Source organism: Verrucomicrobiota bacterium (assembly GCA_016871495.1).
Taxonomy (GTDB): Bacteria; Verrucomicrobiota; Verrucomicrobiia; order Limisphaerales; family VHDF01; genus VHDF01.
The window spans coordinates 1-15,115 of the sequence record VHDF01000035.1 but is presented as its reverse complement, the minus strand read 5'-3'; the positions used below and the strand labels follow the sequence as shown (position 1 = coordinate 15,115).

Below are 15,115 nucleotides of genomic sequence, written 5' to 3'. Positions count from 1 at the left end.
TTTCGCCCGCACCGGCGCGACACTCGACCCGGTCCAACCCCCATCACGATTGCTCCATGAACTCTCCTTGCTCAACTCTTCTCTTCCACAGGCCACGAGGGTCAAGGGCCGCTTTCACCTTGATCGAGTTGCTGGTGGTTATCGCGATCATCGCGATTCTGGCGGGCATGCTTTTGCCGGCGTTGAGCCGGGCCAAGTTAAAGGGGCAGCAAATTCGCTGCACCAGCAATCTCAAGCAAATGTCCCTGGCGCATTTCATGTACATGAACGACCAGGGCAAGGCCATTCCCTACACCCAGGAACGCGATCTCTGGATGGCCATCCTCATCCGCAACCAGGCCCAAGTCCATCAGGTGCGCTACTGCCCCTCGGCGCCCGAACCCAAGCGCCGCATCAGCCGGAATCCCGCCAATCCCAATTATGGCACTTCCGACGAGACTTGGATTTGGCCCACCAATGGCAACCAAGGTTACCAAGGGAGCTATGTCTTCAACAGCTGGCACTACTCCCACATGGACTTCATCTCCGGCGAGGAGCGCAACAAAATCTTTGCCACCGAAGCCACCATCAACTCCCCGTCCCGCACCCCCGTTTTTGGGGATGGAATGTGGGTGGACGCCTGGCCTCGCGCCACCGACAAGCCCGCGCGCAATCTTTACGAGGGTGACGGTGTCGCCGGAGGCATTGGACGATATTCCGTGGCCCGTCATGGCGGCGCTTCCGCCAAAACGGCTCCGAAAAAGGTCCCGGCCGGTTCTCGCCTTCCAGGCTCCATCAACATCTCGGCCGCGGATGGCCACGTGGAACTGGTGCGTCTGGAAGACCTCTGGAACCTCGATTGGCATCGCGACTACACCAAGCCCGCCAAGCGACCCGATTGATCAGGTCGGGTTTTACTCAGGAATCTGAATCTTATCTTGCGGCAGTTTCGAAGGGCGGCGGTTCGCCGTTCCCACTCCACGCGCCCCCAGAATCAACTCTTCATCCCTTTCTTCCCCTCCACCATGCCCCTCACCCTATCCTGCCTTGTCGCCGGACGCCCGATCGAATCCGGCGGTGCTTCCCTTCTCGTTCGCAGTCCCTGGTCCGGCGAAGTCGTCGGCGAGGTTCTCCAGGCCGGACGGGCTCAGGCCAACACAGCCGTGGTGGAGGCCTGCGCGTTCAAAGCGACTCCCACGCGCTTCGAACGCCACCACATTCTGGATCGAGCCCGCCAACTGTTGGACGGCAGGAAAGAATTCTTCGCCCGCCTCATTGCCTCCGAGGCCGGCTTGTGCTTGCGCGAGACCCAGTACGAGGTCGGACGCGCCTGCGACGTGCTGCGTCTCGCGGGCTTGGAAGCCTTGCGGGACGACGGACAGATCTTCTCCGGAGACATTTCGCAGCAAGGCAAGTCGCGGAAAATCTTCACCCTGCGTGAGCCTTTGTCCTGCGCGGTTGCGATCACGCCTTTCAACCATCCTCTCAATCAAGTCGCGCACAAAATCGCGCCCGCCATTGCCGCCGGCACCCCGGTCATCCTCAAGCCATCCGAAAAGACCCCGCTGACCGCCCTGTCCTTCGCCAGCCTTCTGGTCGAGGCGGGACTGCCCGGCCCCATGCTGAGCGTGCTGCTGGGACCCACGTCCGAAATCGCGGAGCCCTTGGTGCAAGATCCCCGGGTCGATCTCGTTTCGTTCACGGGCAGCGTCGCCGTCGGTAAAAGGATCGCCAGCACCGCGGGATATAAACGCGTCGTGCTCGAACTCGGCGGCAACGATCCCCTCATTGTCCTCGATGACGCCGACCTGGATCTGGCCGCACATCTCGCAGCCGAAGGGAGCTTTCGCAATTCAGGACAGCGTTGCACCGCCATCAAGCGGATTCTGGTCCACGCCTCCGTGGCGGATTCGTTCACGGCCAGGCTCGTGGAAAAAGCCAAGGCCTATCGCGCGGGAGATCCGCTCGACCCCGAAACGCGGGTGGGCACCGTCATCGATGAGGCGGCTGCGATCCATCTCGAAACCGTCTTGAAAGAAGCCGTTGCCGCCGGAGCTCGCGTCCTTCTGGGCGGACAACGGCGCGGCGCGTTGATGGAGCCGACGGTGATCGCGCAGGTCCCTCGCGACTGCCGCATGGTGGTCCAGGAAAGTTTCGGGCCACTGGCGCCGGTCATCACGGTCCAGGATCTGGCTGACGCCCTGGCGCTTGCCAACAGCACCGCTTACGGATTGAGCGCGGGCGTTGTGACGGAACATCTCGGACGAGCCATTGAAGCGGTCAAAGGACTTCGGTCCGGCATGGTCAACATCAACGATGTGCCGGGTTACCGCGTCGAGAATTCCCCTTTCGGCGGCATCAAGGACAGCGGCTTGGGCATCAAGGAGGGCGTCATCGAAGCCATCAAGTGCTTCTCGACGGTCAAGACTTTCTCCCTGCCTTGGTAGCATCGGATTTTTTCCGAAATTCGATCACATGTTGCCAGGGCAAATTGGTGTGGGTCGTGACCCATTCCAACGGATGATGTGCGGCTTCCCGCTTGACCTGAGCTTCCGACATCTTGTGCAGGAGCTTGATGGGCACACGAACCTCCTCGGCCCGGAATTCGACAAAGACCACGCGTCCTCCGGGTTTGAGCGAGTCGCAAATCCGGCTGAGCATCTCGTACGGATGTGAGAATTCGTGGTAAACATCCACCATGAGCACGAGGTCGATGGCACCTTTCGGCAGCTTGGGATCGTCGATCGCGCCTAAAACCGGCGCCACGTTGGTCAGCCCGTGCTCCTTCGCTTTCGCCACGAGGAGTTCGAGCATTTCGGGTTGAATCTCCACCGCGTAAGACGTCCCGCCCGGGGCCACCAGCTTGGCCATGCGCCGAACGTGATAGCCGGTTCCGGCCCCGATGTCGGCTACCTTCATGCCCGGTTTCAGCGAGAGCAACGGAATCAAGAGGTCAGGTCGCTCCTCCGCTTCTCTTTCCGGCCTCTCCAGCCAACCCGCCGCTTGGTGGCCCATCACATGGGCAATCTCACGACCCTCGTAAAACTTCCCGATGCCATCCGGATGGTGGTCGCGCCGAAATTCATAGCGCCCCTCTTTGCGCACGGCGGGAACATCTCCATCCGCCCCCACGACGGCGGCGGCCCAGCCCAGGCACGCCACCCACATCATCGCTCTCGTCAAACCGTTCTTCATCATGTTCCTTTTTCCGATTGAGGTTCAGGCCACGGAGGGGCGAGGTGCGGAATCAACAGGCGATGCGCCCGCGGGATTCCTGCCATGGACGCGGCATGAACGCCACGCCCCGATCGATTTCATCCGTGACACTCAGATGGGCCGCGGTCAGCACGACGTCTTGCTCCATGGTTCGACCGCCAGTTGTTCTGCCAAATCCAACGCTGCGCTCATGCTCTGCTCCCGCGCCACATTCCGGCCCGCAATGTCAAAAGCCGTGCCATGATCCGGCGAAGTGCGAATGAACGGCAACCCCAGTGTCCAATTCACCCCCGAATCAAAAGCCACCATCTTCAAGGGAACCAAGCCCTGGTCATGATACATCGCCACCACCGCGTCATACTCGCCCAAGTAAACTTGACGAAACAAAGTGTCCGCCGGATGCGGCCCCTCCACGTCGAACCCCGAATCACGCGCTTCCGCCACGGCCGGTCGAATGATTCGAATCTCCTCGTCGCCCAACTTTCCCCCTTCGCCCGCGTGCGGATTCAAGCCGCAGACAGCCACTCGTCGACGACTCAAGGCAAGCCGATCACACGCCTCACTTGCACGCCGAATCGCCCAAATCACCTTCTCTCGTGTCAGTGCAGAAGCGATTTCCCTCACGGGCACATGCGTGGTCGCCAAAGCCACCCGCAACCAACGACCCGCCTCATCATGCCCCAAGAGCATCATCACCGCATCGCGAGTCCCGGCCAAGTCGCTCAAATATTCGGTCTGCCCCACAAACGACCTTCCCAGATCGGCGATGTGTTCCTTGCAGACCGGTCCGGTCACCAAGGCCGCAGCCTCCTCCCGCAGACAGGCGCGCGCTCCCCACTCCAACCCCGCCAGAGCCGCTCGCGCGGCAGGCCCAGCCCCCGGACTCATGGAATGCTTTCCCCAGGATTCGCCGGGATTCAACCACTTGAACAAACTCTCGCCCGAGCTCGGCTGTTCCTTCAATTCATCGGGACACAAACGGATTTTCAAACCCAGAAGCGCCGCCTTTCGGTTGAGCTCCTCTCCGTCCCCCAAAACCAAATACTCCCAATCCTGCCGAGACCGTCTCGCTTCCAACGCCTTCAACGTCACCTCCGGACCAATGCCCGCCGGATCTCCCACCGTCACCACGATGCGGCGGTTCGGCTTCTTCACGCGAAAAATCAGAAAAAATACTGCACGAAGGACTTCTTTTTCAGCCGGGCAACCCATGCCTTGTGAAGCCGTTCCTGCTCCTGCGTCTTCAGGGTCTTCTCAATATCCAGCCGAACCTCGCCCAAGGGCCGGACGTGCGCGGTCTTTTTGTCCTCCACGAAGATCAAATGACAATCGGTCGGGGTTTCGACCACGCCGCTGAATTCACCCTTGTTCAAGCCGAAGGCGATCGTCCCCAAATCATCGCGCAGAAACGACCTCTCCCGCCACCCGTAGTCGCCGCCCTCCCGGCGCTGCACGCCATCGGAGTACACCGACGCCATGTCGGCAAAAGCGGCGCCTTCCTTCAACTTCGTCAGGATTTCGTCCGCCAGCTTCCGAGTGCCGGCCCCGTGCTTGCCCTTGTCGAGGTAAATCATGCGCAGTCGGACTTGGTCCCCGAGCTTAAATTCGTCCTGATGTTCCTGGTAATAACGTTCGATTTTGAACGGCGAGATCATGATCTCCGAGGAAATGTTCTTCAGCCGCATTTGCTCGACGATCCACTGATCCCGGAACTGCTGCCGGAATTGCTCGAAGGTCGTGCCCGTGGACTGCAGCGTCTTGGTCAGCTTCACCCGGTCGCCAAAACGCTCCCGAATCAACTCCTTGATCCGGTCGTCGATCAAACTTTCCGGAAAGCTGTATCCCGCCTCTTTGAACTCGCGGAGAATCATCTTGCGCTCCACGAGCTCTTCCAGCCGTTCCCGGCGCAGCTCCTGGATCTTTTGCTCCATCACTTCCGGACGCCGCCCGTAGCGGGCTTCGAGGGTGGGGGCGAACGAAGCAACCTGACGTTCCACGTCCTCAAAGGTCACGACGGAGTCGAACACGATCGCGGCGATTCCGTTGATGAGCCGGCTTTCGCCCGCCCACAGCCCGGACGCCGCGGATACCATCCACACCGCCACCCATCCGCATCGTAGCATGATCACCCGAAAAGATTGGATGAGGATCGGGAGAGGGTCAAGCAGGGCTACTTCAGAAACAAGGCCTGGTCATAGCAGGCCGCTCGTGTGGTGTGGAGCGCGTTGAGATAGCCGACTTTCTTCTCGTCGTGGTTTGGCCCTGGCGATGAACGGGGTGTCCCGTAACGCGCGCTGGGCCGCCGTCCACATCGTCGAACCAGACCAGAAGCCGGGCAAACATTTCGCGGTTAGCCGCTCCCGGCGCGCCCCAGGGCCTCTGACGCCAAGAAAGAGCCCCGTTGGTGCCGACGGAGGGGGTCGAACCCACACACTCTCGCGAGTACCAGATTTTGAGTCTGGCGCGTCTGCCGATTCCGCCACGTCGGCGACCAACGCGGCGACACTACGCAACCTGCCCGTGGAAAGGCAACTGCCTTGTCGTTCCTGTTTTGAACCTACTCCACCGGCCACGAGGCCAGCGGCCCCCAATCGTCCTGGCGCCACACACGGGCTTTGATTTTTGCCGTTCCCGAAACTTTGATCGAACCTTGCGCGCTGCGGGCGGAAGCACTTCTCCCTCCACCCACCGCCCTCGGATCCTTCCCGTCCAGAGTGTAAACGATCTCACCTGCGCCACCCTTGAGTTCAACTTCCTGGCCTGCGGCTGCGAGCGTGGGAGCCGGCACGTCCGGCAGCACTCCCAGGCCCCAGAGTTGCTCGCGCAAGATGGCGGTTCTTTTCGGAATGTACTCGTTGCGAATGCGCTCCATTTCCTTCCGCCAATCGCGATCGCGCGTCCGGGGCTGGCGGTTTCCTTCCTCGCCGCCTCCCCTAAACCCGAATCCTCCGCCCGCGTCCCCCCAGCGGGCCGATTCCAAAATCACCGCGCTCTCGATTTCCTTCGACCGGCGATCGAGCAGGGTTTTCACGCCTTCCGTCGAAAGGGCGCCGCCCGAACGGGTGTGTTTTTCGACGCGATCCGCCAGAAGCATTCTAAACTCGGCGTTTTCCAGGCACTGTTGAAAGATCCATTGTGGATTGCTCTGTTCGAAACTGTTCCCGGCGGGGAAAGGTCCCGTCCGGTCTTCATGCAAATCCAGCAAGGTGTGCTCCGCGTCCCAGACGAAGCTCTGGAACCCGTGCTCGCCTTTCCTCGAACGCACGGCGAACCAGTTGTTCGGCATGCTGTTGCCCGCGAACTTGGTGATCGGAGCGTCAATGTTCCCCCCATAAAGAATCACGAGCATATAATCGATGAGGTTCTCGGGATCCAGCAGGACCGGCAGGCTGGGGTCGCGCTCACCGGCCGCGTTCCGGCCCAGCACTTTGAAATAGGCCTCTTGGCTCGAGAGCCCCGCTTTGGCCGCCTCCCATAGCTTTCGCCAGGCATCCTTGTTCCCGTCGGTCGCGTAAGGCATTTCCCCCGAGGCGCCAGGACCGAAGCCGCCCTCGCCCGCCCCACCCCTGGGCTTCAACGTGTCGTAATCGTCCTTCTTCCCGCCCAGATAACTCGCGGCAAACGCCGCTTCAGGGCGTTCGCAGGTGTTGTACAGGCCCCAGTACTGGCCGTTGATGAAGAGGTGGACGAATTGGCTGCGCGGACTCGGCTGTCCCATGGCGAGCTGCAAATCGCGATTAAGCACGTCCCGAATGAAGACGGCCCGGGGATCGCCCCCCATGCTCCAGGAATAATTCTGGGAGGTGCGAAGATCAAAACCGTCGAAGGACTTCGCACCCTTCTCGCCGAACAAGGGATACTTGAGTTGGCCTTCCCCATATTGCTTCCTGAAGAAGAAACGAAACGAATGTTTCGCGTTGTTGGGCATCCGGCTGAATCCGCCGCGAATGCGGATGCCGGCGTTGATCTGGAATTCCGCGCCCCCCTCGGGCCGAATCCATTCCAATGAGCCGGGCCTTTCCGCCTCGCGTCCCCGGCGCATGGCGTTGGCGTAAATCCCCCGCTTCTCGTCGAAGAGGTCTCCCAGATCCATCACGAGCGAAAGCGACGGAATCGACTTCAGCGCGCGCTCGAGTTCGGGCGCGTAGAGCGGATCTTCGACGACACGGGGGTCCATGCCGAAATCGACACGGTTGCCACCCCAACGGAACGGCCAGTCGGCCGGGGGCATGCCATCAAAGGATTGCCGGAAGATTTCCTTGGGGAAAACAAAGGTGCGCGACGTTTCGCGGCCCACACGCTTGCCGTTCTGATACGCCGCGGTTCGAATCACGGTGTTCTTTTCGACCCGGATCGGATCGCGATACAGCCGGTTGGATTCGGGTTTGGGCTCGGTTCCATCCAGCGTGTAGTAAATCTGAACGCCCGGTTCGGAGTGTTTCAATTCCAGCGAGAATGGCTTGTCGAAAAAACCTCGTTCCTGGTTGAACTTGACCGTGCCGCCGCCTTTCTCGGCCGCCAGACCCCAGGATGCCGCCAGGGTCCAACTCAGAGCCAGGATCAGCCGGTACGTGAATCCCGTTGAAAATGCAGCCTTCGGTCGATCCGTGATCCAGCCGGCAAGGGAAATGAAGCAGGGGTTCATGGAAATGAGAATCGTTGATAAGTTCCGCCCCGCATCAATTCGCGGCCCCCGGCTTCGCGGCGCTCTGCCTTGCCTCGTTCAACTCCGCCGCGCTGAGTTTTCCATCCTTGTCCTTGTCCGCCGCCAGGAAACGAGCCTCGGGTTCCGACCGTCGACCTCCCCAGGGGCCTCCCCGTCCGCCGCGCCCTCCTCGCCCGCCGCCCATGAACATGAAGCGTGGCAGACCTTCCAGCTTGCCGGCGTCGATGTCGGCTCGCACCTTCGCCATTTCCTGCTCATCCAACTGGCCGTCCTTGTTGGCGTCGTAATCGCGGTTGACCTGCTCCATCTGAGCGCGGATGCCTTGCATGGCCTCCTGAGTCTCGGCGTCACTGAGCTCCCCGTTCCCGTCCTTGTCATACTTCTTCACCACTTCCGGAGGCATATTCATGCGGAAGCCTCCTCGACTGCGGCTTCCTCCCGGTCGCGCTTCCTGAAATCGCGCGACACGCATCGCCTCGCGCTCGGTTGCGGAGAGGGTGCCATTTTTGTCCGCGTCAAACTTCTCCATGATCGATTTCCGCCTCGCCTCCCAATCCACCGGTTCCGAGGCGCCAAAGGGACCTCCGAATCCTTCGCGGCGCGGACGTCCTTCCTGGGCAAAAAGGCTGGATTGAAATGCGAGGCAAAGCAGCGAGGAACAGGCCCAAATGCAAAGGGAAGTTTTCATGTCACAAAAGGTAACGGCGAAATGATCCGAATTTCAACCAGGAAAGGCTCAGATTGCATCCCTCCCAGGAATTCGCCAGCATCCGCTCATGGCTCGAAGGGACAGCTGGATTTGTTGTGTTTTTGCGGTGTGGCTCGTGATCTTGGTCGGCGGGTGCCGTCCGGCCGGCGATGCTTCGAAGGCCGCGTCTCCGCCGACCGCCAATCCCTCCGCGTCGGTTTCCGCGAAGCCCGCGGATTCCGACGATCCCACCGCCCTGGGCGAGAATATTACCAAACTCAACAACGAGGGCAGCGAGTTATTCAGCCAAGGCCAATGGGAAAAGGCTCGGGAGAAGTATGCCCAAGCGCTGGCGCTGAATCCGGACGACGAGAACAGCCACTACAATCTGGGCGCGACACTGGCCAAGCTTGGACGCAAGGAGGATGCCATCAAGCATTACCGCGAGGCGCTGCGGCTCTTTCCTGATTTTGCCGAGGTGCAGAACAATCTCGGCAACATCCTGGCCAGCCAGGGCAAGTATGCCGAGGCGGTGGAAATGATCCAGGCTTCCATCAAGAACAACCCTTCCAGCTCGAGCGCGTACAACAGTCTCGGCACGGCCCTGGGATTAAGCGGGCGCATCACGGAGGCGATTCCGCATTTCGCGCGCGCCGTCGAGTTGAGCCCTGATTACGTCGAAGCGCATGTCAATCTCGGCAATGCTTACTACACGCAGGGGCGCCTGGAGGAAGCTTTGGAAAAATTCGGACGCGCCCTCACGTTGCAGCCCCACTACGGCCCCGCCATCAGCGGCATGAACCGCACCCGCCAGAAACTCTCGGCTCAGGGAAGCCCGCGAAACTGATCAGTATTCAGGAAAATTGCTTGTCGGTCGGGCCGCGAAAGCGTAGCAAAATCCCATGCCAAAGCAAACTTTCCACTACGGGTCCCGTCGTGACTTCCTCAAATCATCCACCGTCCTGGCCGGCGCCACCGCGGTAGGCTTCCCCTCGCTCCTCCGCGCCCAAGGCGCCAATAACCGCATCAACGTCGCCTGCATCGGCGTTGGCGGCAAAGGCAGCAGCGACACCGACAATGCCTATCGTCTGGGAGGCAATATCGTCGCCCTCTGCGACGTCGATGCCGGAACGCTCACCGGCAAGCATAAAGCCTTGCAGGACCGCGCCGCCAAAGACAACCGCACCTACGACGCCCGCCTCTACAAGGATTGGCGCAAGATGTTTGACGAGATGGACAAGTCCATCGACGCGGTGACGATCTCCACCCCGGATCACTTGCACGGGCTCGTGGCCATCCGCGCGCTCCGGATGGGCAAACATGTGTATTGCCAGAAGCCCCTGACCCAAACGGTTTGGGAATCGCGCGAAGTGCGCCGCCTGGTCATGGAGAAAAAGGTCGCCACGCAAATGGGCAACCAGGGCAGCGCCGGGGCCGGCCTGCGCCGCGCCGTCGAAGTGATTCAAGCCGGAGTCATCGGCGCGCCCAAGGAATTGCATGTCTGGTCCAACCGCCCCGTCTGGCCGCAGGGACTCGACCGCCCGATCGGGCAGGATCCGGTCCCGGATTCCCTCGACTGGGATCTTTGGCTGGGTCCGGCTCCGCTGCGCCCTTTCAAGAAGGGCGTGTATCACGGATTCAATTGGCGTGGCTGGTACGAATTCGGCACAGGCGCGCTCGGGGACATGGCTTGCCACACGGTCAACATGCCTTTCCGGGCCCTCAAGCTCGGCTATCCGACGGGCATCGAACTGGAAGTGGCCTCGCGGATTTATCCCGAAACCTTCCCGCTCACCTCACGCATTCGGTTCGATTACCCGGAACGCGAAGGGCTGCCCGCCTGCAAGTTCTGGTGGTATGACGGCAATCCAAACCCGAAGCACGAGATTTTCAAGGCGGGCAATTTTGTATCCCCGTTGCGCCCGGGCGCGGATTTGACCAAAGAAATCGTGGCCCAGCGCGGCGATTTGCCGGCCAGCGGCTGCCTCGTGGTGGGTGAAAAAGGCAAGCTCTTCGCCGGGGACGATTACGGCGCGCGATTCCAGGTCATCTTGAACGATGAGAAGGAATACGTGGCGGGTGAGAAACACGAGGCTTGCATCGCGGTGCCTCAAAGCATCCCGCGGTCCCCGGGTCACGAGGAAGAATGGTTCGCAATGATGCGGGGAGGTCCGGCCTCTTACTCCAACTTCGAGATCGCCGCCTATCTCAACGAAATGATTCTGCTCGGATGCGTGGCGTTGCGGACGGGCATCGGGCGCAAGCTGGATTGGGACGGCCCGAACATGCGGGCGACCAACATTCCTGAAGCGGCCCAATTCGTGAAACGGGATTACCGCCCGGGCTGGCAAATCTAGCCTGCATTTGAATATTTAGGCATCGCCAAGAATCCAAGATCCCGAGAGATTACGCCGCCGACGCGACCGGCGCGGCATGTTGCACGAACTATGAAGAAGACGATGAAGCTTTCCTTGTGGGCGCTGGCTTTGACCGGTGCCCTTCTCCCCGCCACGGTTCCCGCTCAAGACGGCAAGGGCACCGTTCCCTTGAAGATCGATTTTCCGTCCCACACGTTGAAGGGCACCCCCGAAGATCTGCCGGCGGGACCGAATATCGAACCCATTTCGGACAAGGCGCCGCCGCCGCTCCAGGTTCCCGCCGGCGTGGTCAATGTCGCGGCAGGCAAATCGGCCACCAGCAGCGTGCCTCCTTTCCTGGGCGACCTGAAACAACTGACCGACGGCAAGCGCGAGCCCATTGATGATGACGCCGTCGAAATGAAGAAAGGCGTCCAGTGGGTCCAGGTTGATTTGGGGAAGTCTTTCGCAATCCACGCGATTGTCATGTGGCATGATCACCGTTATGTGCAGGCCGTGCGCGATGTGATTTTGCAAGTGAGCAACGATCCGGAGTTCAAAACCGGGGTCACCACCTTGTTCAACAACGATGTGGACAACTCGGCCGGCCAGGGAATCGGCACGGACCGCGAGTATTTCGAATTGGAGTTCGGCAAGGCGGTTCCGGCGAAAGGCATCTCGGCCCGGTATGTGCGGGGTTACACCCGAGGCAATACGTTGAGCGCCCTGAACTGCTGGCAGGAAATTGAAGTCTACGCCTTGCCCGCGCCATGAGCTGGCGGGCCGCGGGGGGATGGCTCCTGGCCGTGGCCTTGGCGCTGGGATTGCGCATTCCCCAACTGGACCGGCGCCCCCTTCACAACGATGAAGGGGTCAACGCCATCAAACTCGCGGAGTTATGGGAAAAGGGGCATTACCGTTACGACCCCCACGAGTACCACGGCCCGGTTCTCCATTACGCCTCGTTGCCCTTCCTGAAGGCATCCGGCGCTAAGTCCACCCAGGATTTCGACGACGGACGGCTCCGTTGGGTCACCGTCGCCTTCGGATCAGCACTCCTTTTGCTTCTCCCCCTGTTCTCAGGCGCCTTGTCCCCGCTGGCCCTGGGATGGGCAGCGGTGTTCCTCGCGATTTCACCCGCGATGGTGTTTTACAGCCGGTATTTCATTCATGAAATGCCGCTGGTTTTTTTTACCCTGGCCGCCATGGGAGCTGGCTGGCGCTATGCGCAAACGCGACGGGCGAGGTGGGCGATGCTGTGCGGCGCGGGCATCGGACTGATGTACGCGACCAAAGAAACCTTCGTCCTCACCATGGCGGCGGCAAGCGGGGCGGCGGGCTGCGCGGCTTTTTGGGGGAGACCTCCGCGAGAGTGGATCAGCATTTTGAAGCAGGCCTGGAACTTAAGGCATGCCGTGGCGGGGTTGCTGGCGGCTCTTGCGATGTGGGCCCTCTTCTTCACCTCCTTTTTCGAGAACCCCGCGGGGCTGCTCGATTCCTGGCGCACGTATTTGCCCTGGCTGCAAAGGGCGGGCGGTGATTCACCGCACAATCATCCCTGGCATTTCTATCTCGAAAGGCTGGCGTGGTTTCATCCGGTCAAAGGACCCGTCTGGAGCGAAGGGTTGATTTTGGGGTTGGCTGTGATCGGTTGGATCGATTCGTTTCGCCGCGGATCTTCGCCCGGGCTCCGATTCATCGCTTTGTTTTCGGTTTTTCTCGCGGGGATTTACTCGGTGATCTCCTATAAGACTCCCTGGTGCTCGCTGAACTTTCATTTGGGTTTCATCCTGCTGGCCGGGAGCGGGGCCGCCGCCATCCTGGCCCGGATCAGGCCGGTTCCGGCGCAGGCGGCGGTCGGGTTGCTGCTGGTTGGACTGGCCTTCCAACTGGCGTGGCAGGCACGCCGGGCTTCCATCGACTATGCCTTCGACCGGCGCAATCCCTGGGTGTACGCCCAAACCGCTCGGGACGTCTTGCATTTGGTGGACCGCGTCCATGCCGTGGCCGCGGTGGCAGAAACGAAGTTCGAGACCCCGGTGCAGGTGGTGGCGGCGCAGAGTGACTATTGGCCGTTGCCGTGGTATTTGCGGCGTATTCAAAAACTCGGTTGGTACGAACAAATGCCTCCGAAGCCGTGGGCCCCGATCGTGCTCACCGCCGCCGCGCTGGGGGCCAAGCTGGACGAACAATCGAACAAACAATGGATCATGGTCGGCATGAACGAACTGAGACCCGGCAAGTTTTTTGAAACCTACGTGGAGTTCGGTTTGTGGTCGCGTTATGTCGCCCAGCGTCCCGCACCGACGGAAGAGGAGTAGTCCATGCCGGCCACCGACAGCATTCGGGCCAAAGTCAGCCAGTTGCCGCACAAACCCGGCATCTACCTGATGAAGGACCGGTTTGGGACCGTGATTTATGTGGGCAAGGCGCGGGATTTGCGGAAGCGCGTGAGCCAGTATTTTCATCCCTCTCGCCGTCAAGGCTGGGACTTGAAGTTCAACGCCCTGGTGGACGCCATTCACGACTTCGACACCCACATCGTGAAATCCGACGCCGAGGCGGTGTTGCTGGAAGGCAAACTCATCAAGGAATTTCGCCCCCGTTACAACGTGAGTTTCCGGGACGACAAGCATTTCCTGCTCCTCAAGGTCAATCTCAACGATCCCATCCCGCGATTCACGCTCACGCGATTGGAGCAGGACGACGGGGCGCGCTATTTCGGTCCGTTTGCCAGCTCGGGGGCAGTGCGGCGCACGGTGGCGCTGGTGCGGCACAAGTTCAACCTGCGCGGGTGCCGTCCGCTGCATCCGGGGGAAGCGGACTACAAACATTGCCTCTACGCCAATTTGCGTTACTGCACCGCCCCGTGCATCGGGAACGTCACGCGGGAGCAGTATCGCATGCAGGTGGAATCGGCTTGCGATTTTCTCGAGGGACATTGCCAGGAAATGACGCGGGAAATTGAGGAGGCGATGAAATCCGCCGCCGCCCGGCAGGAATTCGAGAAAGCGGCGGAGCTGCGCGATCTGCTGCGCGATCTGCAAAAGACCACCAAGCCCGCGCGAAAATTCACCCGTGTTCCCTACACCTTGCCCGTGGCCATCGATCCCCGGAAAGACCTGGAGGAGTTGGCGGGGATTCTGGAGTTGCCCGGACCGCCCGCCCGCATCGAGGGCTTCGACATCTCGAACATCAGCGGCACCTTCGCGGTGGCATCCATGGTTTCGTTCAAGCAGGGCCGACCCGACCGGTCGAACTACCGCCGGTTCCGGATCAAGTCCGTGGTGGGCCAGGACGATTTTGCCTGCATGGCGGAGATTGTGCGGCGCCGTTACACCCGGCTGTTGCGGGAGGGACGGATGGACGCGGACGACACCACGACCCCCTCAAACATGCCCCAGTTGATTTTGATCGACGGGGGCAAAGGCCAACTCAACGCGGCCTGCGCGGAGTTGGATCGCTTGGGCCTGGGCCAACTTCCGATCATCGGATTGGCGAAGGAATTCGAGGAGATCCATCGTCGTGGTGAAAAGAAGCCCCTGCGTTTGAGCCACGATTGCGGGGCGTTGAAGCTGTTGCAGCGGGTGCGGGACGAATCCCACCGATTCGCGAATACCTACAATGCGCAACTGCGGCTGAGGAAGATATCGGAAAGCGTTCTGGACGAATTTCCAGGCATGGGCGAACAACGTAAAGCGGCTTTGTTGAAGCGCTTTGGGTCTGTGCAGCGGTTGCGTTTGGCCACGGAGGAACAATTGGCGGAAGTGCCAGGATTCGGTGGGCGCGCAGCCAAGGAGTTGAAGGAGTTCCTGGCCGCGCGCGCCCCAGCGGGCAAACCCCCGCGCGCCGAGAAGTCCTGAAGTTTTCGCGGGCGGGCGTCGTCCCGCCGGACCGCGCCGTTCACGGCGCTTCCGCGTCGCCGAACCCCTCCAGCCGCGCAGCAAGCCGAGGGCGAATGGTTTCGCTCACGCATCAATCTCCCCCTCGATCGTGCCACCCGCTCGGGCAGTCACACCCTGATGCGGCGTGAACGCCGCGCTCCACCACCGGACCGCGCCGTTCACGGCGCTTCCCCGTAATCTCAGACATCCTGACCCCAAGTGGGAGATTCGGGACGGATGCAGAAGGGATGTGAGACCAGAGTGACGTGAAGCGGCTCAGTCGCAAGCCGGAGGCTCGCCAGCATGTAGCCGGTGGTTGAGAAGC

12 protein-coding genes and 1 tRNA gene are annotated in these 15,115 nt (G+C 60.9%); 7 read left to right on the top strand and 6 right to left on the bottom strand.

What is annotated here, in order from left to right:
* Positions 1 to 56 precede the first annotated feature (56 nt).
* Entirely contained in the window at positions 57 to 881 is an 825-nt protein-coding gene (locus tag FJ404_09705; protein MBM3823144.1) for a type II secretion system protein, read from the top strand.
* 123 nt (positions 882 to 1,004) lie between these two features.
* A complete protein-coding gene (phnY, locus tag FJ404_09700; GenBank protein ID MBM3823143.1) occupies positions 1,005 to 2,426 on the top strand; it encodes a phosphonoacetaldehyde dehydrogenase in 1,422 nt (473 codons plus the stop codon).
* Here phnY and FJ404_09695 read toward each other — a convergent pair.
* The 6 genes from FJ404_09695 to FJ404_09670 all read right to left on the bottom strand — a co-directional run bounded on the left by FJ404_09695 (position 2,401) and on the right by FJ404_09670 (position 8,549).
* Positions 2,401 to 3,177, bottom strand: a complete 777-nt coding sequence (locus FJ404_09695; protein ID MBM3823142.1) for a class I SAM-dependent methyltransferase — start codon at positions 3,175 to 3,177, stop codon at positions 2,401 to 2,403. The two genes, phnY and FJ404_09695, sit on opposite strands and share 26 nt — an antisense overlap.
* Positions 3,178 to 3,321: 144 nt before the next feature.
* Entirely contained in the window at positions 3,322 to 4,407 is a 1,086-nt protein-coding gene (pdxA, locus tag FJ404_09690; protein MBM3823141.1) for a 4-hydroxythreonine-4-phosphate dehydrogenase PdxA, read from the bottom strand.
* Positions 4,359 to 5,318, bottom strand: coding sequence for a hypothetical protein (locus FJ404_09685; GenBank protein ID MBM3823140.1), 960 nt, complete (start codon positions 5,316 to 5,318; stop codon positions 4,359 to 4,361). The genes pdxA and FJ404_09685 overlap by 49 nt, the downstream gene beginning before the upstream one ends.
* Positions 5,319 to 5,597: 279 nt before the next feature.
* Positions 5,598 to 5,684: transfer RNA gene (locus tag FJ404_09680), tRNA-Leu, on the bottom strand.
* A 68-nt stretch (positions 5,685 to 5,752) separates the two neighbouring features.
* On the bottom strand, positions 5,753 to 7,840 hold the full coding sequence (locus tag FJ404_09675) for a hypothetical protein (GenBank protein ID MBM3823139.1): 2,088 nt from the start codon (positions 7,838 to 7,840) through the stop codon (positions 5,753 to 5,755).
* 34 nt (positions 7,841 to 7,874) lie between these two features.
* Positions 7,875 to 8,549: a hypothetical protein gene (locus tag FJ404_09670; protein MBM3823138.1), complete on the bottom strand. Its 675-nt coding sequence runs from the start codon at positions 8,547 to 8,549 to the stop codon at positions 7,875 to 7,877.
* A gap of 88 nt (positions 8,550 to 8,637) precedes the next feature.
* Here FJ404_09670 and FJ404_09665 point away from each other — a divergent pair, with 88 nt between their 5' ends.
* The 5 genes from FJ404_09665 to FJ404_09645 all read left to right on the top strand — a co-directional run bounded on the left by FJ404_09665 (position 8,638) and on the right by FJ404_09645 (position 14,769).
* Positions 8,638 to 9,396 carry a tetratricopeptide repeat protein gene (locus FJ404_09665; GenBank protein ID MBM3823137.1) on the top strand — a complete coding sequence of 253 codons (759 nt, stop codon included), beginning with the start codon at positions 8,638 to 8,640 and terminating at the stop codon, positions 9,394 to 9,396.
* A gap of 55 nt (positions 9,397 to 9,451) precedes the next feature.
* A complete protein-coding gene (locus tag FJ404_09660) occupies positions 9,452 to 10,906 on the top strand; it encodes a Gfo/Idh/MocA family oxidoreductase (protein MBM3823136.1) in 1,455 nt (484 codons plus the stop codon).
* A gap of 90 nt (positions 10,907 to 10,996) precedes the next feature.
* Positions 10,997 to 11,680, top strand: coding sequence for a discoidin domain-containing protein (locus tag FJ404_09655; GenBank protein ID MBM3823135.1), 684 nt, complete (start codon positions 10,997 to 10,999; stop codon positions 11,678 to 11,680).
* Positions 11,677 to 13,227, top strand: a complete 1,551-nt coding sequence (locus FJ404_09650; protein ID MBM3823134.1) for a TIGR03663 family protein — start codon at positions 11,677 to 11,679, stop codon at positions 13,225 to 13,227. Before FJ404_09655 ends, FJ404_09650 begins: the two co-directional genes overlap by 4 nt.
* Positions 13,228 to 13,230: 3 nt before the next feature.
* Complete coding sequence (locus FJ404_09645) at positions 13,231 to 14,769, top strand: excinuclease ABC subunit UvrC (protein ID MBM3823133.1); 1,539 nt, start codon at positions 13,231 to 13,233, stop codon at positions 14,767 to 14,769.
* Positions 14,770 to 15,115 lie beyond the last annotated feature (346 nt).